Below are 18,384 nucleotides of genomic sequence, written 5' to 3'. Positions count from 1 at the left end.
AAGATGAAGCGCTATTAAGGCGCTTCATTACTCACTTCATTTGTTACGGCGACTGGTGTGGTCACAGTGAATGAATTAAGCTGCACTTCAAATTGCTCTACGCCTTTTTCACCTTTCCACATACGCACGAGCATGTAGTCCATTTCTGGGGCAAACCAAGCAAGTGCTTGACGTTTATCGTTATCGTATAAACGTTTAACTTTAATTGCTTCTACATTACCAACAGGTAGCGAGATCACTTCGGTGCCGATGACTTCAAAGTCGTAATTGCGAAGGTTGCCTTTTTTATCAATCAATGGATACGATAATTGCGTTTTACCTTGTTTTAACTCTTCGCGCACTTGCACTTGGTAAGACAGTGAATCTTGAAAATCGTCAGACCAATCAAGCTTTAATGGGTATTTACTTTCGCTGCTTTGAACTTGCTTTTGCGCCGCATCAAATTTTAAGCTGTATTCTTTATCAGGCCCTGTGCCTGAGCGCTCCATGGTGTAACTTAGCGGAGAAATTTTTTGATCATGGTACGTAAATTTAGATGTTTCTTTTCGTGAGTCAGAAAAAATCATCCATTCGATTTCGCTGTGATAAGTGATCACGTAGTTACCGTCTGCGGCTTTTTTCAGCTCGCGGATTGCTTTACCATGGGTTTCGCCTTTACGAAGTACATCGTATTTGGCTTCATATTGAGTGAGATCGCCAGCTAAAACACTGGTAGGAAGTAATAAAGTGCCCACACAAGCGAGTAGGGCACTTAAATTTTTATTCTGGATAGTGCGCGCCGTGTGCAGGAAGTTTCTTTTCGTCAAAAACTGCATAATCTGCTTCCATCTTGAGTCGTTGTTCACTGAACCACTTGACCACCAATGGATAGATTATATGTTCTTGCTGATGAACACGTTGTGCGAGTGTCTCTGCGGTATCGTTTTCGAGTACCGGCACTTTGGCTTGAAGAACAACGGGACCGCCGTCTAGCTCTTCTGTGACAAAGTGAACACTGACACCATGAACGTCATCTTTTGCATCTATCGCTCGTTGGTGGGTATTCAGCCCTTGGTACTTAGGCAACAAAGAAGGGTGAATGTTCAACATTTTTCCCTTAAATTTTTGCACTAAGCTAGGAGTAAGAATACGCATAAAACCAGCTAATACAACTAGATTTGGTTCAAAATTGTCAATAATGTCCATTAACTCAGCATCATAGGCCTCGCGCGAGTCAAAATCTTTATGGCTAAGTACACGTGTTTGTATACCTGCATTTTTTGCTCGCTCAAGGCCATAGGCGTCGGCTTTATTACTAATTACAGCGGCGATTTCGGCTTTTATCTCACCACGCGCACATGCGTCGATGATGGCTTGAAGGTTTGAACCGCTACCAGAAATTAATACAACAAGACGACAAGGGGTCATTAGTCACGACCACCTAAAATTTCTACTTGCTCTTCGCCTGCTTTCGCATCTTGGATCTCACCGATATGCCATGCATTTTCGCCAAGATCTTTAAGGATTGTTAAGCTTTGCTCAAGTTTGTCTGCTGGAACAACTAAAATCATACCAACACCACAGTTGAATGTACGGTACATTTCGTGTGTTGTGATGTTGCCGTTTTCTTGTAACCAGTTAAAAACAACAGGCCATTCCCAGCTGTCACCTTTGATAACTGCTTTTGCAGATTCAGGAAGTACGCGCGGGATGTTTTCCCAGAAACCACCACCCGTGATATGAGATAACGCGTGTACGTCAACCTGCTTGAATAGCTCAAGTAGTTGTTTAACGTAGATACGAGTTGGTTCTAAAAGGTGATCGCCAAGTGTTTTGCCTTCAAGCTCAGCGCTCGTGTCTGCGCCAGATACTTCAAGAACTTTACGAATTAATGAGAAGCCGTTTGAGTGAGGACCACTTGATGCAAGGGCGATTAATTGGTCGCCTGCAGCAACTTTAGTACCGTCGATAATTTTTGATTTTTCTACAACACCAGTACAGAAACCAGCCATGTCGTAGTCTTCGCCGTCGTACATACCTGGCATTTCAGCAGTTTCACCACCGATTAATGCACAGCCAGAAAGCTCACAACCTTTACCAATACCTGTTACAACATCAGCCGCAGTGTCTACGTCTAATTTACCAGTTGCATAGTAATCAAGGAAAAATAGTGGCTCTGCACCTTGTACAATAAGGTCGTTTACACACATAGCAACAAGGTCGATACCCACTGTGTCGTGCTTTTTAAGATCGATTGCTAAACGTAGTTTTGTACCAACGCCGTCTGTGCCAGCAACCAGTACAGGCTCTTTATAGCCAGTTGGTAGTTCGCAAAGTGCGCCAAAACCACCGATACCGCCCATTACTTCAGGACGTCTGGTTTTTTTAACTACGCCTTTAATACGCTCAACAAGTGCATTACCGGCATCGATATCTACGCCCGCGTCTTTATAGCTAAGAGACTGTTTTTGTTCGCTCACAGGTTTTCCTCAAAAAAGTTGCATGTGGGTTGCTTAGAAACGCGCGTATTTTACAACAATTGCAATGGCGCGGCTAGTTGAAAAATCACTTTAACCGACTTGACAAGGACAGTTGTCCGGTTTTTTTGCTTTCAAGTTACAAGGCAAAAGTATCAAGTAAATGTCACTTTGGCCTTGTAACTAGAGACTTCTCACTATTTGTTAAGCTTTCGCTGTTAAAATAGCGCGTAGAGGGGCTGGGTAACCTTCAATGGTTTTGCTGGTGTCATTTGGGTCTAAAAAGTCGACCAATGATTCGTTTTCCATCCACTGGGTTTTACGTTGTTCTTCAAGCGTTGTGATTGCACAGTCTTTAACTTGTACATCTTTAAAGCCAACGCGCTCCATCCATAGTTTTAATGCCGCGGTGCTTGGGATAAACCACACATTACGCATTTTTGCATAACGGTCGGTTGGCACTAAAACTGTATGCTCATCACCTTCAACAACCAGTGTTTCAAGGACTAACTCACCGCCAGGACGAAGCTGCGCTTTTAATTGCGCTAAAAAGTCGATTGGTGAACGACGATGATATAAAACACCCATCGAAAATACCGTATCAAATGCTTTTAGCTCTGGCAGAGCTTCAACACCTAATGGCAATAAATGCACGTTTTCATCTTGGTGATAATGCTTTATCGCTTGAAATTGGCATAAGAATAAATCAGATGGATCGATACCTACCACAAAATTAGCGCCTTCACCTCGCATACGCCACAAGTGATAACCAGAACCACAACCAATATCAAGCACAGTGCGGCCTTTTAACGGTTCAATATGAGGCAGTAAACGATCCCATTTCCAATCACTGCGCCACTCAGTATCAATCTCGATACCGTGTAAGCTAAATGGCCCTTTACGCCATGGCATCATGCGCTTTAATAAATGCGTTAACTGTTTTTGCTGACCTTCAGATAGCTCATCACCGGTGCCGATTTGTACTTTATCCTGCAGGTTTACATGGTTTGTGCTTACCTCAGGTAAGTTTTTCAGCACTTTTTGCCATTTAGGTAAATCGCCGTGACTGGCTTCGAGTTCCCAGTGCTTTAATTGGCCAGGTAAAGTTTCGAGCCAGTGACTAAGCGGACTTTGTGCGATAGCAGCATAAAATTGGTTAAACCATTGAGACATGAAATACTCTTTATATCGTTGTGATGATTACTTGATTGCAATCATCGAGCAGAAGTTAAAACATTGATACCACACTTGCGTTTGGCTAAAACCAATTTCACTTAATCGGTTTAAGTGGGTAGATAAATGATCAGGGCGCATGACATTTTCGATAGCTGTGCGCTTTTGGCTGATCTCAAGCTCTGAATAGCCGTTATGACGTTTAAAATCATGATGTAAATCAATGAGCAAATTATCGCATTGCTCATTTTCACCTCTAATTTTTTCGCTCAGTAGCAAAACACCGCCTGGTTTTAAATTTGCGTAAATCTTTTCAAGCACCGCTTGGCGCTTTTCAGGTGGAATAAACTGTAGTGTAAAGTTCATCGCGACCACAGAGGCATTCTCGATAGCTAAATCATTGATATCACCCAGTGTAACCGTGACCGGCACTTCAGAGCGAAAACCTTGTAAATGTAATTTACAGCGCTCAACCATCGCTTCTGAATTATCAACAGCAATGATATTACAGTTATCAGTGCGAATATTGCGGCGCATACTTAACGTTACAGCACCAAGAGAACAGCCTAAGTCGTATAGGTTTGAATTGCTTTGCGCATACTCGCCAGCCAGTTTACCTATGGTGCTAACAATGGTTGCGTAACCCGGCACCGAGCGCTGGATCATATCTGGGAAAACTTCTACTACATGTTGGTCAAAGCTAAAGTCTTTAACCGCTTGCTCAGTGGCATAAATACTGTCTTTTTGCGTCACTTGAACAGTCTCTTTAAAAAATAATACCGCTATTTTAGCATTTTTAACTGGATAGTCAGTGATAAATTCAGTAGCTTGGCTAGAATTATCAATAACAAGTACAAAAAAGAGAAGTTTAATGACAAAAAGCAAAGTGATCAGTACAGAAGATATCTTATCAACTCTGTGTCATTCAGTGACTGGAGTTCTGTCTTCAGCAAGCGGTAACAGTATTAGTTATTCTGCTATGGTTCAAAAAATCACCCGCACCTGTATGCGCCCAGATATTGGCTGTTTTGTATTGTTCGATGGTGGCTTTACCGGTCTTGTGGTAACAAACTTCACAGCGCAAGCAGCCATGGAAATTTACCATGACTATATGCGTAACATGGGTATGCCTGAGGACGAAATTGCACAAAGCCATTTATCAGATGATGTGGCAAACGTACTTGGCGAGCTGATGAACCAAATCGTTGGTGACTTTACGTCAAAAGTACGCGACCAGCTGCATACTTCTATCACGCAAAACCAACCTAAGATGATGGCGATTAATAAACAGGTGCAAATCTCTGTTGATACTACCATGGATAGACCACAAGCGCGCCGTGTGACCTTCACTACAGCGAAGCAAAATATCTTCTATCTAGAACTGGCAATGGATAAAACTGAATTTATCAAACTACATGATTTTGATATTTCAGAAGCGGTTGACCCTGATGACATCATCGAAAACGAAGCCAAACAAAAAGCTGAAAAGCAAAAAGCATCATCACAAGCTGACGATGCAGATGATGATTTTATGGCAGAGCTTGGTTTGTAACCTAACGACTTGAGCTGTCAGCCATCAGCTATCAGCCGTCAGATAAAATAGAGGCGCGGGTCAGACCGCGCTTTTTTGTGCTTTAGAGCAATTGATAACATCTTTGTCAGGGATCCCAATTAACTTAATAGTCTCATCGTCTATTTTTTTGATTTTCGATTTAACTGTCACTGAAGGCCCTCGAGTGAAGCTTTTAACAGACTCTGGTGAAAATAAATTTAGATCGTCTTTGATTAAATTTGTTTTATGGGTTTTAGAATTAAAGCTGATCATGATATCACCCTCGAAATCCATTTTTTCTGAGGATTCAACAGAGATAACAGAGACCAAATCAGGGTTTTGTTTAAAATAAAATTTAAAAAAGCTTTTTGAATATGAGTTTAAATCTTTAATTGAAGTAGTTATGTGGCTATCAACTTCTAGTATTGCATCGTTTGGTAATACTGATTTCATTTTGCAAGACCATTCACCATTTAAAAAACTATAATCTTCAAATGCGTTTGCAGTTGTACACTTAGAAATTAAGAAAAGTATTATCAATACTCTATATAACATTCCATTTTTTCCTTTTAGAAAATACTCTATGATTGTTCACTTCATCTAAATACCTTACAGCTTAAAGCTTTGAACTTAAAGCTCGTTTTAAAGCCTACATTCATCCAATTTATGCTTTACTCATAAAGCCTTAAATGGATTTGATGATTGCATGAATTACTTAAAAAACTTTATAACTAAATTTGTTTTCATGATGCAGAAGCGGCCGGGGTTGATGGCGGTGTTGGCTTTTTGTAGTGGTGTAGCGAGCTATGTCTTTGTTGAGCGAAAAGAATCGTTTTCGCAACTTATCTCTATTTTGTTATTAGTCACTTGGTTGTGGTTGTTAATAGATAACTGGCTAAGAGATAAAGTAGAGGAACGTTTTGGTGTGGCGGTGTCGCCCAACGTGATGCGCTTTGCGCTGCAAGTTGTGCAGCAAGAAAGTTTGTTTTTTGCTTTACCATTCTTCTTGGCGGTGACTACTTGGGACCATGGTCAGGCCGCGTTTACCGCTTTAATTATTCTTTGTGCGTTTGTTTCTGTTGTTGACCCCCTCTATTATAAAAAGCTTGCAAGGCACAGTGTCTGGTTTAGTGTGTTTCATAGCTTTTCTTTGTTTGTCGTGCTGTCGGTTACCTTGCCAATTTTATTAAAGTTAACGACCAGCCAAAGTTTTGAAATTGCGCTGATCACGGCTGTTATTTTAACTGTCCCTAGTCTTGGTAATTTGATGCCGAATGCGAAATGGTGGCGTTTTCCGTTGTTGGTGTTATTGCTTTGTGCATTAGGTGTTGGGCTTTGGCAATTGCGTAGCTTTGTGCCACCTGCGGCACTGCGTTTAACCGATATGAGCATGTCGTATCAGCTTGATGAACAAGCCCGTAAACCGCTTTCGCCAATAACAGAACTCACCGAGCAGAGCTTGCATGAAAAAGGTCTATATAGTTTTAGTGCAGTAAAAGCACCGCGAGGGCTAAATGAAAAAATCTTTCATGTTTGGGTGCATAATCGTAAAGAAGTTGACCGCATAGCCTTGGATATTTCTGGTGGTCGTAAAGAGGGCTATCGAGCGTGGAGCCATAAAACGAATTTTCCTGCAAATGCCGCAGGAAAATGGGTCATTAAAGTAGTTACCGAGTCTGGGCAGCTGATAGGGCAAAGAAGGTTTGAGGTTACTGAAGTTTAGCAGATAGCTTCAGTACGGATTTTTCCCTTCACCTACCAGCACACTGAATATTCTTAAATCCAGTTCTAGTTGATGGTATTGCGGCTCCATGTGGCAGCAAAGTTGATAGAAGGCTTTGTTGTGGTCTTTTTCCTTAAAATGAGCCAGCTCGTGTACGACGAGTGCTTTGAGAAGTGGCTCAGGTGCGCGAAGTAGGTCGCTATTAATGGCAAGATCGTGTTTTCGGGTTTTACCTTGCATACGAAAAGTATGGGTCCCTAAGGCATTTGTGACCATATCGCCTTGTTTTTTGAATGCGGCACGGCCAAAAGGCAGGGCATTTTTAAGGTAGCGCTTTTTCAGCTCAGTGGCGTAATTGTATAAAGCTTTATCGCTGGTAATGCTATGCGCATCAGGGTATTTGCCTTTAAGGTATTTTGCGGCTCTGTCACCATTAAATAGCTGTAACACTTGCTCAATGATGTGGGGCGGGTAACCTTGAAAATAACGGCTGTAATCTTTCATATTTTCTCTGATAAATCGGGCGCTAAAATAAACTGCTTTGGCTTGCTTCGCGTTCACCTATAAAAGGTGCAAGCACGGGGTGATTGTAACCTAAATCTTGGCAAAACTGTCTTGCTAAAAGTGGTGACTGGCGATTATCTGCGGTATGAAAAAACAAATAGGGCGATTTACCTTCATCAAGCCATTGCTTTACTTTTTTCAGCCATGGCTGGTAATACGACTTGTATTCGTGTTCAAGACTGGCAATCACAAACCGTAGCATTGGCTTATTTCCTGTTGCAATAGCATGCACAGGTAAATAAGGCTTTTTCTTTTGCGCATCGATGAGTGCGTCGGTATCGGCGGGTACCGCAAATAAAGCGCGGGTATCCATGCTGATGCGATCTATATTATTTTCAATTAATAGCTGATTTAAACGAATTTCAGCATCATCTTTATTAAAGAAGCCGGGGTGACGTACTTCTACACCGTAACTAAGTTGTTTAGGTAGTTGTGCAATAAAATTAGCAAGAAGGGGTAGGGCATCAGGGCCAAAGGCACGGGGTAGCTGCAACATGATTTGCCCCGTTTTAGCAAAAATGGGCTCAAATAAGTTTAGCCACGCATTAAGCTCACTAGTTATATTCGTCAGTTGTAATTCGTGACTAAAACGCCGGTGAAACTTAAAAGTAAATTTAAAGTCTTCGGGGACCGCATCATGCCAGCGCACTAATGACTCATGACTTGGGTCTGCATAAAAACTGGTGTTGCCCTCGACTGAGTTAAAGCATTGCGCATACTCACTGAGCATGTCGGCGCTTTTACAGTGACTAGAGAGCAAATTTCCTTTCCATGCGGTGCTAGACCACTGCGGACAACCTAAGTACAGCATTAAATCAACCAATAAATTTAAATTATGTCTAGTGTAACAAAAGAAATGTTTGCTCAGAAGCCGGGGCATATATTTAGCCCCCCGACAGGCACTGCTGGCACTCGCATTTTGAGATGGTTTGGGTATAATGCTCTGCCTTAAATGATTACTTTGTATAGTGGCTTTTGCTCTCAAAATAGCGAACTCTTAAGAGCAGGCGGCTATAAGTCTTTAACTGACAGGAATACTATGCGCTCTATATATTGCGGACAGCTAAATAAATCTCACGTAGATCAAGAAGTTGAACTATGTGGTTGGATCAACAAACGCCGTGACCTTGGTGGCCTTATCTTCGTCGATTTACGTGACAGAGAAGGTTTAGTACAAGTTGTTTTTGATCCTGAAGTAGAAGGATTAATGGATACTGCGAATAAACTACGTCAAGAGTTTTGTGTGCAGTTAAAAGGTGTTGTTCGCGCACGCCCTGAAAGCCAAGTAAATAAAGACATGGCAACAGGTGAAGTTGAAATTTTAGGCACAAGCTTAACTATCATCAACCGTTCAGAGCCATTACCACTTGATTTTAATCAGCAAAACTCTGAAGAGCGCCGCTTAAAATACCGTTACCTAGATTTACGTCGTCTTGAAATGAGCGACCGTATCAAACTTCGTGCAAAAGCGAGTAGCTTTGTGCGTCGTTTCTTAGATGACAACGGTTTCTTAGATATCGAAACACCGGTACTAACAAAAGCAACACCAGAAGGTGCGCGTGACTACTTAGTACCTAGCCGTGTTCACAAGGGTAGCTTCTACGCTTTACCTCAGTCACCACAGTTATTTAAACAATTATTAATGATGTCGGGCTTTGACCGTTACTATCAAATTGTTAAATGTTTCCGTGACGAAGATTTACGTGCTGACCGTCAGCCAGAATTCACACAAATCGATTTAGAGACGTCATTCATGAGCTCTGATCAAGTGCGTGCAATGACTGAGAAAATGATCCGCGAAATGTGGCAATCATTACTAGACGTTGACTTAGGCGACTTCCCAGTTATGCCTTACAGCGAAGCAATGCGTTTATATGGTTCTGATAAACCAGACCTACGTAACCCAATGCAGCTTGTTGACGTTGCTGATTTAGTAAAAGACGTTGAGTTTAAAGTATTCTCTGGTCCTGCTAATGACGAAAAAGGCCGTGTTGCTGTATTAACTGTACCAGGCGGTGCTGAGCTTTCTCGTAAACAAATCGACGATTACACTAAATTCATCGGTATCTATGGCGCGAAAGGTCTAGCATGGATGAAAGTGAACGACCGTGCAGCGGGCGTTGAAGGTGTTCAATCACCAATCGCTAAGTTCTTAAACGAAGAAGTGATCAACCAATTACTTGAGCGTACTAACGCACAATCTGGCGACATCATTTTATTTGGTGCTGACAAGCGCAACGTTGTAAACGAAGCAATGGGTGCGCTACGTCTTAAGATTGGTGTTGATTTAGGCATTACTGATCTTGATAGCTGGAAACCATTATGGGTTGTTGACTTCCCTATGTTCGAAGAAGACGACGAAGGTACATTGCATGCGGTTCACCACCCATTCACTGCACCAAAAGGTATTTCTCCTGAAGAGCTTGAAGCAAACCCAGCAGGTGCACTATCAGATGCATACGACATGGTATTAAACGGCTACGAAGTTGGTGGTGGCTCGGTACGTATTCACAATGCAGACATGCAAGAAACAGCATTCAGAATCTTAGGCATCAATGCGCAAGAGCAACAAGACAAGTTTGGTTTCTTACTTGATGCACTTAAATACGGTACCCCACCGCATGCGGGTCTTGCGTTTGGTCTTGACCGTTTAGTTATGTTGCTATGTGGTACTGATAATATTCGTGACGTGATTGCTTTTCCTAAAACAACTCAAGCATCATGTTTATTAACAGATGCACCAAGCAAAGCAAATGCAGATGCATTAACTGAGCTTGCAATTGATGTTGTAGCGAAAGACGCTGAATAATTGGTAAAAGCCTGATTTACGAAAACCCTAAGGTGTATGCCTTAGGGTTTTTTTGTGTTTAAATAAATTCTTAGTATGTTCTTCAAGGAAAGAGTGTGAATATCAGTGCAACTTTAATCGGGCAAATAATTGTTATTTTAATTCCTGTGTTTGCCGCTATCAGCTATTACTTAGGTAAGCGCAAAACCTCAACACCAATCGTGGTGGCCGTTATTGGTGGGTTACTAGCGCTAATTCCATTGTTCGGTCTTATTTTTATTGCTGTACTTGCGCTTAAACAAGATATTGAGACCACCGCGTGATCGCAAGCCATTCCCTTTATTTTGAACACACTTTTGAAGTAAACCTAGCAGGGCAAACATTTTCACATTGCGAATTTGAGCAATGTGAATTTATCGACTGTGACTTTAGCAATAGCCAGTTTGAAAACTGCCGGTTCATAGAATGTGAGTTTAAAAACTGTAATTTAGCTGCGCTTGGTCTTAGATACACCTCACTTGAAGAAGTGAGCTTTAAAGAGTGTAAATTAACCAGTGTACGCTTTATTGATGTTGATTGGCCGCTACTCGCCAGCCGTGCCCCAGTGAGTTTTGTTGGCTGTGAACTGAGCCACAGCAGCTTTTTTGAGCTTAGTTTAAAGGCTTTAAAAATGCGCAGCTGTTTTGCCAAAGATGTTGATTTTAGACATGCAGATTTAACATCTGCTGATTTTACTGATACGGATTTTCGTGACAGCTTGTTTCAACAAACCAACCTCAGTAAAGCTAATTTTATAGGTGCTAGTCACTTTGCCATTGATATAACTGCTAACAATATCAGTAAAGCCAAATTTGAACGTTATGCCGCTTTGGACTTATTAGCAGGGCTCGATATAGAGCTGGTGGATTAAATATTTTTGCTAATTAAGGTTAAGGAAAGTTATGGATTTAAGTCCCATCACATTAGAAGGTCAATTTGTTAAATTAGTGCCGTTAACGCTTGAGCATCGCGATGCTTTAGTAAACGCCGCTACCGATGGAAAGCTTTGGGAATTGTGGTTTACCTCGGTGCCCAATGAAGCACGTGTTGACGATTATTTAAACATGGCGTTTGAACAACAGTCACTTGGTCGCGCATTACCATTTGCTGTTATCGATAAACACACCGATGAGGTGATAGGCTCAACTCGCTTTTGTAATATCGACAGTAAAAACCGCCGTTTAGAAATTGGTTACACCTGGTATGCCAAGCGCTTTCAGCGAACTGGGGTTAATACTGAGTGTAAAAAACTGCTACTGAGTTATGCATTTGAAACACTTAATGTGATTGCTGTTGAGTTTCGTACCCATTGGCATAATCAAGCTTCGCGCAATGCCATTGCTCGCTTAGGGGCGAAGCAAGATGGGGTGCTTCGTAATCATCAAATCATGGCCGATGGATGCGTACGCGATACTGTGGTGTTTTCAATTATTGATGGTGAGTGGCCGATGGTAAAACGTAGCCTAGAATTCAAATTAGCGCAGTCATAAAATGTTAGATATTAAAAAGGTTGCGCTAATACTCGCTTTAACTCTTAGCGGGCAAACAGCCTTTGCAAACCAAACAGAGACACTGTTTGATACACAGCGAGCACGCCATATTCCGGTGACCATTACAGCAGCCGATAGCGAATGCACGGTAAAGAAAAAGTGCCCCGTGGCATTTATAGGAGCAGGCTATGGTATGGCACACACAGACTATCAATTTGCCCAGCAGGTCTTTCATCAGCATGGTTATTTTACGGTTGAAGTTGCTCATGAGTTAAAAGGTGATCCGAGTTTAAACCCTGAGCCACCCTACATGACCACACGCATGGAAAACTGGCACCGTGGTGTACAAACCCTCGAGTTTTTAGCTACAGAGCTTGCAAAGCGATATCCTGCGTATGACTTTAATCAGCTTACTTTATTTGGTCACTCAAATGGGGGTGATATTGCAGCATTATATGCCGCTATTTATCCCGCTAAGGTGTCTATGCTGATCACCCTTGATCATCGCCGTATGCTGATCCCGCGAAACAAAAATATTGCTGTACTGACACTACGCGGTAGCGATTACCCAGCAGATGACAACGTATTGCTAACGCCGCAAGAGCTCGCTGTATACCCCGTGACGCAAATTAAGCTTAAAGATTCGCGCCATAACGATATGTATGATGGTGGTCCAAAAGCGCTTGTAGCACGTATGAGTAAAGAACTTAACGCGTTTTTATCTCGCTTTTGATGCTCAGTTAAAACTGAGCATCGATATCGCTGCGAAAATTAAAATAGCCCATCTCGACAAGGTTGTTATACACACCCTCAATATTCAGTGGTAGCCATTGCTGGTACATTTTTAAATGGCTGTATTTAGGTAAGCTTATTTCTTTTTGTAAGGTCGCAAGATTTTTACCTTGTAACATGCCATCGCGAACGGCAGCGTGTAAGTCTTGAATATAGTGTAAGTACGAGACAACATCATCGCGGTTGCCAGTATCTGCATGGCCACCTATAAATGCAGCAAAAGCAGGCTCATTTAACACCGCTTTGGTTGAATGCAGCATGCCATTGATATCGTAACCAATCAGATTTTTATATGGCATGCGGCCAAGTACAATCCAATCAACAACAAAAAGTACATTGGCAGGCATAAAACGCATACTGACATTACCACGGCCATTATTGGGCCCATAGTATTTCAGTTGCACGTAGTTATCACCTAAATCGACTTTGAGTGTATCGGTAAAAGTAAGATCAGGCAGAGCCGTAGGCACTTTATTTAATTTAAGGTCCTCAGCTGCAAACTGATGAGCAACGATAGTTGTGTTGTTATCGATTAGCTCATTACCGCCCATCACATGGTCAACATGGCTGTGGCTGTACAGCATATATTTGATATCGGCGTTAAAGGTTTTCTTGATATAGCTTTTTAAGTATTTTGCGGCATCGCTATTAATAGGATCAGTCACTAAGGCAAGGTTATCAACAATCATAAAAGCGCTGTGGTAATGGCCAGCACTAAAGCGATATACGTTGTCTTTAATGTTTTCGACTTTATAGTTTGCTTGTTCTGCTGAGCTGACCTGATTGGTAACGAATATGAGCACACTGAAAAGTAAGATTTGCAGACTTTTGAACATTAGCGATCCTTTTGCGTTGAAATGTGTCTAGTTGGTCATACCTAAGTTTAGATGATAGTACATATTATACTACTTAAATGCTTAGTTGATCTGTATCAAACTTAAGGAGTTAAGCAAGGTAGGGGCGGACATAAGTCCTTATGTTTTTGCCTGTGTTTCTCTATCCTCGCGAAGCGCTATAATGAAGAAATGCTATGCTTAGCACAGACTTCTAGAACCTTATTCACTGGAAAAGACAATGCAACATTTACCTACCGTTGATTATAAAGCGAGCGATGCGGCCGCTCAATTTGTTGAGTCACTAAGAAACACAGGTTTCGGTGTATTAAAAAATCACCCAATCCCTCAGTCATTAGTTGAGTCTATTTACAAAAATTGGCAAGAATTCTTTAATTCTGAGCAAAAGCACGAGTTTTTATTTTCAAAAGAGACACAAGATGGTTATTTCCCACCATCAGTGTCAGAAGTTGCAAAAGGCTTTACCGTTAAAGATATTAAAGAGTACTACCACGTTTATCCAAAAGGCCGTGTTCCAGCACAGCTAGAAGAAGAAATTCGTGAGTACTACCGTTTAGCTAATGAGTTTGCAGCTACATTATTAAGCTGGGTTCAAGCTGAAGCACCAGAAGAGGTGCGCGCTAAGTTCTCTATCGATCTTAAAGATATGATTGCTAACTCAGAGCAAACACTCCTGCGTATTCTTCATTACCCACCAATGACTGGTGATGAAGAGCCAGGTGCAATCCGTGCGGCAGCGCATGGTGACATCAACTTACTAACTGTATTACCTGCGGCGAATGAGCCTGGTTTACAAGTACAAACAACGGATGGCGGTTGGTTAGACGTACCATGTGATTTTGGTAACCTGATCATCAATATTGGCGACATGCTTCAAGAAGCGTCAGGTGGTTACTTCCCATCTACGATTCACCGCGTGATCAACCCAACGGGTAAAGCGTCAACGAAATCACGTATTTCGTTACCATTATTCTTACACCCGCGTCCTGATGTTGTGCTATCTGAGCGCTACACAGCAGACAGCTACCTACAAGAGCGTTTACGCGAACTTGGTGTTAAGTAAAGATTGGTTATAAAGAGAAAGCGGCATTTGAGCCGCTTTTTTTATGCCTTAAATTAATCGACCAAGCTCATTATAAAATATGAGTTTGTAAATAATTCCATGCATTATTGACTATCCTAGGTATAATGCGCGCACTTCGCCGTATCGGCTGAATTTTTTAAAGAGAGATAGTATGAGTTTTGATGGGTTAGGTTTATCACCAGCTTTAGTAAATGCAGTTTTAGAAAAGGGCTATGAAGCACCAACGCCTATTCAATCACAAGCTATCCCTGCGATCATTGAAGGCCGCGATGTTATGGCTGCAGCGCAAACGGGCACAGGTAAAACTGCGGGTTTTACGCTGCCGTTAATTGAGCGCTTGTCAAAAGGCCCTAAAGCGGGTGGTAATAAAGTACGAGCATTGGTACTGGCACCAACCCGTGAGCTTGCTTTACAAGTAAGTGAAAATGTTGAGCAATATGCAAAACATTCAAATGTCAGCTCATTTGTTGTTTATGGTGGCGTTAAAATTAACCCACAAATGCTGCGCCTTCGCAAAGGTGTTGATATTTTAGTGGCAACACCAGGTCGCTTGTTAGACCTACATAATCAAAATGCTGTTAAGTTTGATGATTTAGAAGTGCTGATCCTTGATGAAGCCGACCGTATGCTCGATATGGGTTTTATTCATGACATCAAACGTATCATTGCTAAATTGCCTGCTAAACGTCAAAACTTGATGTTTTCAGCGACTTTCTCTGATGAAATTCGTGAACTTGCAAAAGGGCTAATTAACGACCCAGTTGAAATTTCAGTCGCAGCAAAAAACACCACAGCTAAAACGGTTTCGCAGTCTGTTTATGCGGTCGATAAAACACGCAAAACAGCACTACTTAGTCATTTGATCCGTAGCAATGATTGGCAGCAAGTATTAGTATTTTGCCGTACCAAACATGGTGCGAACCGCTTAGTTAAGCAGCTTGAACGCGATGATATTGTCGGCGCTGCCATTCACGGGAATAAATCGCAAGGCGCTCGCGTTAAAGCGCTCGAAGGCTTTAAATCGGGTGAAGTGCGCGTACTAGTTGCAACTGATATCGTTGCTCGTGGCCTAGATATTGTTGAGCTGCCTCACGTTGTTAACTACGATTTACCGAATATTTATGAAGATTACGTACACCGTATTGGCCGTACGGGCCGAGCGGGTGCATCGGGTCATGCTATTTCGTTTGTTACAGCTGATGATGCCGATGATTTATATGGTATTGAGCGCTTTATTGGTGAGCTTATTCCGCGTGCAACAGAAGCTGGCTTTGAGCCGAGTAAGCCGGTTGCTGAAAAGCCGCTAGATACGCGTCCAATCAAGCCTAAAAAGCCAAAGAAACCGAAAAAGCCAAAAGCACAAGATGATCAAGGCGCAGCAAAACCTGCACAAAAGCCAAAACCTAAATCGCAAAAGCGACCTTCACAAGGTAAATGGCAGGGTAAAGGTAAAGAGCAGGGCCAAAACCAAAAAGGCAGTAATAACGCTAATAAATCGAATAACAACAAACCCACAGGTAATAAACCTGCGGGTAATCGTCAGCGTGTGTCTGGGCCATCTCGACCAAGACGTAAACCCGCTGCGGATAGTTGATAACAGTAAAAACAAAAAACGCGCAATTGCGCGTTTTTGTTTTTCTAAGCGATTAAAAGAGTTTAATGCAATACAAGGTGGCGACACCAATGAAGAGTGTCACGGTGACACTTAATAAAGTGCCCAGCATGACATATTCGGTGAGTTGTTTTTCGCTACTTTCTTTTAAATCACCAAAGCGAAAGATAGATTTTGCTGCCAGTAGAAAGCCCACACCGCCGTATTCACCCAGCAAGATAAAGCTCAACATTAATACCCGCTCTAGCAAGCCAATAAAATGACCCGCAGCAGGAATACTGCCTTCATTGTTGATCTGGATATTGATTTTTTCTAGCATCATGCGAATAAACACAGAGCTTGGGTTAAGCACCAACAAATAAGCTGCAATAACAAACAAGGTATCGAGGGCAATCAGCTTCTGCCACGCTAAGCTATAAAACTCATTCTTATCACTAAGCCAAACGCTTAGCATTACAATCACAACAAGATGTGCCAACTGGTCGAGTAAAAACGGCACTACGCCTTTATTTGAATACGATTTTGCCAAGTCAATGACATAGTGGCTTAGCATAATCGCAACCGTTGCTAACAATACCCGAGAGAACTCTTGCCAGCCGTAGGTGTATTCCCACAGTGTTAGCACAGCTAAAGAGGTCACGCCATGTGTTAATACGTGCAAGTAGAGTTTGCTGGCACGAAAGTGACGGTTGTTTCTATCATGCACCCAGCTCATTGGTTGCCAATAAAAGTCAGCAAGTAAGTGACCCAGTACTAACGTGGTGAGTAATAGAGCAAAACTGGTCATAACAATCCTTTGAGTGTGGTTTGGCTGTAATTTATAAAGCGCTCGATAAGTTGATAATGGGCTAGGTTGAGTAACTTAGTGACGTTCTCTCGGCTAGTATTAAGCTCTTTGGCAAGCTCTGCATGGCTGTTATTTTCGACGGTTAAATAATAAAACAGCGCATTGGCCTGCTTTTGACTCATTTTTTCAAGTAGTACTTCGACAAAAGCAATATTAAGCGCAAAGCCTTCCTCTAGGGTGTTATTTTCAATATTGATCACCAAACGTTGCTGGCCGATGTTATCTAAGCCGCGACCAGATAAGGTATAAGCACTGCCTGTGGCTGTTTTTATATCGGCGCGGGGGTTGTCGAGTGAGCCAATAGCCAAACTTTGTCGTAGTTCGTAATTGGCTGATTTCATTTGCAAATACAACAAGATGGCAGCATGACACACCAGCTCAGGCTCTGATAGCTGTACTTGCAACGCATCACCTCGGTAAATGGTGAAGCTTGCATTAAAACGCTTGGCAACAAAGCGTAAGCTTTGATCAAGCTGATACAGCATGGCATCGTATTCTTGTTGTGGAATTTTTTGTGATTTAATTAAATCACCACTGATCACCGCAATCATTATGATCCCTTAGATTAAGTAACTTAATTTAGTTACATCGCGATAAGTAACCAAATTTGGTTACTTTGTTTTATGTAACCAATTTAGGTTACTTTTTCGTAAATATCAACCTAGATATGCTACAGTGAACACAAATCACTAAAAACAGAATAATTATGTCAGCAGTTGATAAGCCAAGAGTCGGTATCTTTGTAGATGTACAAAACATTTATTACACCTGTAAAGAAAGCTACAAGAAAAACTTTGATTACAATGTCTTTTGGGCACAGATGAGCGAACGCTACCAAATTGATTGTGCTATTGCGTATGCAATATACCGAGGTGACGAAAAGCAATCGCAGTTTCAAAATATTCTGCGCGCAATTGGTTTTGAGGTAAAACTAAAACCTTTTATTCAGCGCAGAGATGGTAGTGCGAAAGGGGACTGGGATGTTGGCATTACCATTGATATGCTAGAGCATGCCAAGCAGCTTGATAGAATGGTATTACTTTCGGGCGATGGTGATTTTGCGTTATTGCTTGGTCACTTAGCGAATAATTATCAGCTACCGTGTGATGTCTATGGAGCAGAGCACCTCACTGCCGATATATTAAAGCAAGCCGCTGCTGAGTTTCACTGTATTGATGATTCACTGTTGTTATCAAGATAGAAAAAAATATTCCATTCTAAATAAAATGTTTAACTAAAGTATTATTTGCGCTAAGCTAATATTAGATACAATACTGAGTATATAAAAGCACAGTAACATGGAGCTTTGTCGCTAATTTGCACTCAAAAAAGTAGCGAGAGTAAGTTCAAAAGTGATTACTGGACGATTTTTTATTTATTACTCTCGAATAATGCTCTTTAGTTTCAAAG

General features: G+C 41.7%; 21 protein-coding genes. 10 read left to right on the top strand and 11 right to left on the bottom strand.

Annotated features, from left to right (window positions below):
- Positions 1 to 14: 14 nt before the first annotated feature.
- The 5 genes from NH454_RS12050 to cmoA form a co-directional block, all read right to left on the bottom strand.
- On the bottom strand, positions 15 to 815 hold the full coding sequence (locus NH454_RS12050; protein WP_135924182.1) for a DUF3108 domain-containing protein: 801 nt from the start codon (positions 813 to 815) through the stop codon (positions 15 to 17).
- A complete protein-coding gene (gene purN, locus NH454_RS12045) occupies positions 760 to 1,407 on the bottom strand; it encodes a phosphoribosylglycinamide formyltransferase (RefSeq protein WP_054551594.1) in 648 nt (215 codons plus the stop codon). The genes NH454_RS12050 and purN overlap by 56 nt, the downstream gene beginning before the upstream one ends.
- Entirely contained in the window at positions 1,407 to 2,459 is a 1,053-nt protein-coding gene (purM, locus tag NH454_RS12040) for a phosphoribosylformylglycinamidine cyclo-ligase (RefSeq protein WP_063705981.1), read from the bottom strand. Before purM ends, purN begins: the two co-directional genes overlap by 1 nt.
- A 201-nt stretch (positions 2,460 to 2,660) precedes the next feature.
- A complete protein-coding gene (gene cmoB, locus NH454_RS12035; RefSeq protein ID WP_054551592.1) occupies positions 2,661 to 3,629 on the bottom strand; it encodes a tRNA 5-methoxyuridine(34)/uridine 5-oxyacetic acid(34) synthase CmoB in 969 nt (322 codons plus the stop codon).
- A 27-nt stretch (positions 3,630 to 3,656) separates the two neighbouring features.
- Positions 3,657 to 4,382, bottom strand: a complete 726-nt coding sequence (gene cmoA, locus NH454_RS12030) for a carboxy-S-adenosyl-L-methionine synthase CmoA (protein ID WP_235382916.1) — start codon at positions 4,380 to 4,382, stop codon at positions 3,657 to 3,659.
- A 118-nt stretch (positions 4,383 to 4,500) separates the two neighbouring features.
- On the opposite strand from cmoA, the gene NH454_RS12025 reads away from it, so the two are divergent.
- Positions 4,501 to 5,181 carry a DUF3334 family protein gene (locus tag NH454_RS12025; protein WP_054561772.1) on the top strand — a complete coding sequence of 227 codons (681 nt, stop codon included), beginning with the start codon at positions 4,501 to 4,503 and terminating at the stop codon, positions 5,179 to 5,181.
- Positions 5,182 to 5,241: 60 nt separating this feature from the next.
- Here the strand turns inward: NH454_RS12025 and NH454_RS12020 are convergent, their stop codons facing one another.
- Positions 5,242 to 5,634, bottom strand: a complete 393-nt coding sequence (locus NH454_RS12020) for a hypothetical protein (protein ID WP_253039197.1) — start codon at positions 5,632 to 5,634, stop codon at positions 5,242 to 5,244.
- Positions 5,635 to 5,887: 253 nt separating this feature from the next.
- Here NH454_RS12020 and NH454_RS12015 point away from each other — a divergent pair, with 253 nt between their 5' ends.
- Entirely contained in the window at positions 5,888 to 6,904 is a 1,017-nt protein-coding gene (locus NH454_RS12015; protein WP_235382918.1) for a DUF5924 family protein, read from the top strand.
- Positions 6,905 to 6,913: 9 nt separating this feature from the next.
- On the opposite strand, the gene NH454_RS12010 is transcribed toward NH454_RS12015, so the two are convergent.
- Positions 6,914 to 7,408 (bottom strand): YgjP-like metallopeptidase domain-containing protein, encoded by a 495-nt coding sequence (locus tag NH454_RS12010; RefSeq protein WP_130167071.1) that lies wholly within the window; start codon positions 7,406 to 7,408, stop codon positions 6,914 to 6,916.
- Positions 7,409 to 7,430: 22 nt separating this feature from the next.
- Positions 7,431 to 8,279 (bottom strand): DUF72 domain-containing protein, encoded by an 849-nt coding sequence (locus tag NH454_RS12005; RefSeq protein WP_235382919.1) that lies wholly within the window; start codon positions 8,277 to 8,279, stop codon positions 7,431 to 7,433.
- Between the two features lie 228 nt (positions 8,280 to 8,507).
- On the opposite strand from NH454_RS12005, the gene aspS reads away from it, so the two are divergent.
- The 5 genes from aspS to NH454_RS11980 all read left to right on the top strand — a co-directional run bounded on the left by aspS (position 8,508) and on the right by NH454_RS11980 (position 12,518).
- On the top strand, positions 8,508 to 10,277 hold the full coding sequence (gene aspS / locus NH454_RS12000; RefSeq protein WP_253039195.1) for an aspartate--tRNA ligase: 1,770 nt from the start codon (positions 8,508 to 8,510) through the stop codon (positions 10,275 to 10,277).
- A 95-nt stretch (positions 10,278 to 10,372) separates the two neighbouring features.
- A complete protein-coding gene (locus NH454_RS11995) occupies positions 10,373 to 10,579 on the top strand; it encodes a hypothetical protein (protein WP_199525781.1) in 207 nt (68 codons plus the stop codon).
- Entirely contained in the window at positions 10,576 to 11,166 is a 591-nt protein-coding gene (locus NH454_RS11990) for a pentapeptide repeat-containing protein (protein WP_253039194.1), read from the top strand. The genes NH454_RS11995 and NH454_RS11990 overlap by 4 nt, the downstream gene beginning before the upstream one ends.
- A gap of 31 nt (positions 11,167 to 11,197) precedes the next feature.
- Positions 11,198 to 11,785 carry a GNAT family protein gene (locus NH454_RS11985; RefSeq protein ID WP_063705963.1) on the top strand — a complete coding sequence of 196 codons (588 nt, stop codon included), beginning with the start codon at positions 11,198 to 11,200 and terminating at the stop codon, positions 11,783 to 11,785.
- 1 nt (position 11,786) lies between these two features.
- Positions 11,787 to 12,518 carry an alpha/beta hydrolase gene (locus tag NH454_RS11980; RefSeq protein ID WP_253039193.1) on the top strand — a complete coding sequence of 244 codons (732 nt, stop codon included), beginning with the start codon at positions 11,787 to 11,789 and terminating at the stop codon, positions 12,516 to 12,518.
- A gap of 7 nt (positions 12,519 to 12,525) precedes the next feature.
- Here the strand turns inward: NH454_RS11980 and NH454_RS11975 are convergent, their stop codons facing one another.
- A complete protein-coding gene (locus tag NH454_RS11975; protein ID WP_253039192.1) occupies positions 12,526 to 13,413 on the bottom strand; it encodes an MBL fold metallo-hydrolase in 888 nt (295 codons plus the stop codon).
- 238 nt (positions 13,414 to 13,651) lie between these two features.
- Here NH454_RS11975 and NH454_RS11970 point away from each other — a divergent pair, with 238 nt between their 5' ends.
- Together NH454_RS11970 and NH454_RS11965 are read left to right on the top strand one after the other, a co-directional pair.
- Entirely contained in the window at positions 13,652 to 14,494 is an 843-nt protein-coding gene (locus NH454_RS11970; RefSeq protein WP_135924192.1) for a 2OG-Fe(II) oxygenase family protein, read from the top strand.
- Between the two features lie 172 nt (positions 14,495 to 14,666).
- Entirely contained in the window at positions 14,667 to 16,109 is a 1,443-nt protein-coding gene (locus NH454_RS11965) for a DEAD/DEAH box helicase (protein WP_253039191.1), read from the top strand.
- Between the two features lie 52 nt (positions 16,110 to 16,161).
- On the opposite strand, the gene NH454_RS11960 is transcribed toward NH454_RS11965, so the two are convergent.
- Both NH454_RS11960 and NH454_RS11955 read right to left on the bottom strand, forming a co-directional pair.
- Positions 16,162 to 16,914: a DUF3307 domain-containing protein gene (locus NH454_RS11960; protein ID WP_253039190.1), complete on the bottom strand. Its 753-nt coding sequence runs from the start codon at positions 16,912 to 16,914 to the stop codon at positions 16,162 to 16,164.
- Positions 16,911 to 17,525, bottom strand: a complete 615-nt coding sequence (locus tag NH454_RS11955; protein ID WP_253039189.1) for a hypothetical protein — start codon at positions 17,523 to 17,525, stop codon at positions 16,911 to 16,913. The genes NH454_RS11960 and NH454_RS11955 overlap by 4 nt, the downstream gene beginning before the upstream one ends.
- A 155-nt stretch (positions 17,526 to 17,680) precedes the next feature.
- Here NH454_RS11955 and NH454_RS11950 point away from each other — a divergent pair, with 155 nt between their 5' ends.
- Positions 17,681 to 18,175, top strand: coding sequence for an NYN domain-containing protein (locus NH454_RS11950; RefSeq protein ID WP_253039188.1), 495 nt, complete (start codon positions 17,681 to 17,683; stop codon positions 18,173 to 18,175).
- The last annotated feature ends 209 nt before the right edge of the window (positions 18,176 to 18,384 follow it).

The organism is Pseudoalteromonas sp. Ps84H-4, from assembly GCF_024124645.1.
GTDB classification, from domain to species: domain Bacteria; phylum Pseudomonadota; class Gammaproteobacteria; order Enterobacterales; family Alteromonadaceae; genus Pseudoalteromonas; species Pseudoalteromonas lipolytica_C.
Note: the sequence above shows the minus strand (reverse complement) of the source record. Positions and strands in the feature narration are given on the sequence as shown.

What these genes read in the sequence shown, in the direction of transcription:
- aspS (WP_253039195.1), top strand. Translation starts at nt 8,508, where the DNA reads ATGCGCTCTATATATTGCGGACAGCTAAATAAATCTCACGTAGATCAA.
- NH454_RS11980 (WP_253039193.1), top strand. Translation starts at nt 11,787, where the DNA reads ATGTTAGATATTAAAAAGGTTGCGCTAATACTCGCTTTAACTCTTAGC.
- NH454_RS12025 (WP_054561772.1), top strand. Translation starts at nt 4,501, where the DNA reads ATGACAAAAAGCAAAGTGATCAGTACAGAAGATATCTTATCAACTCTG.
- NH454_RS11985 (WP_063705963.1), top strand. Translation starts at nt 11,198, where the DNA reads ATGGATTTAAGTCCCATCACATTAGAAGGTCAATTTGTTAAATTAGTG.
- NH454_RS11975 (WP_253039192.1), bottom strand. Translation starts at nt 13,413, where the DNA reads ATGTTCAAAAGTCTGCAAATCTTACTTTTCAGTGTGCTCATATTCGTT.
- NH454_RS11955 (WP_253039189.1), bottom strand. Translation starts at nt 17,525, where the DNA reads ATGATTGCGGTGATCAGTGGTGATTTAATTAAATCACAAAAAATTCCA.
- NH454_RS11950 (WP_253039188.1), top strand. Translation starts at nt 17,681, where the DNA reads ATGTCAGCAGTTGATAAGCCAAGAGTCGGTATCTTTGTAGATGTACAA.
- NH454_RS11970 (WP_135924192.1), top strand. Translation starts at nt 13,652, where the DNA reads ATGCAACATTTACCTACCGTTGATTATAAAGCGAGCGATGCGGCCGCT.
- NH454_RS11960 (WP_253039190.1), bottom strand. Translation starts at nt 16,914, where the DNA reads ATGACCAGTTTTGCTCTATTACTCACCACGTTAGTACTGGGTCACTTA.
- NH454_RS12005 (WP_235382919.1), bottom strand. Translation starts at nt 8,279, where the DNA reads ATGCTGTACTTAGGTTGTCCGCAGTGGTCTAGCACCGCATGGAAAGGA.
- purN (WP_054551594.1), bottom strand. Translation starts at nt 1,407, where the DNA reads ATGACCCCTTGTCGTCTTGTTGTATTAATTTCTGGTAGCGGTTCAAAC.
- NH454_RS11965 (WP_253039191.1), top strand. Translation starts at nt 14,667, where the DNA reads ATGAGTTTTGATGGGTTAGGTTTATCACCAGCTTTAGTAAATGCAGTT.
- NH454_RS12010 (WP_130167071.1), bottom strand. Translation starts at nt 7,408, where the DNA reads ATGAAAGATTACAGCCGTTATTTTCAAGGTTACCCGCCCCACATCATT.
- NH454_RS12015 (WP_235382918.1), top strand. Translation starts at nt 5,888, where the DNA reads ATGAATTACTTAAAAAACTTTATAACTAAATTTGTTTTCATGATGCAG.
- NH454_RS12020 (WP_253039197.1), bottom strand. Translation starts at nt 5,634, where the DNA reads ATGAAATCAGTATTACCAAACGATGCAATACTAGAAGTTGATAGCCAC.
- cmoB (WP_054551592.1), bottom strand. Translation starts at nt 3,629, where the DNA reads ATGTCTCAATGGTTTAACCAATTTTATGCTGCTATCGCACAAAGTCCG.
- NH454_RS12050 (WP_135924182.1), bottom strand. Translation starts at nt 815, where the DNA reads ATGCAGTTTTTGACGAAAAGAAACTTCCTGCACACGGCGCGCACTATC.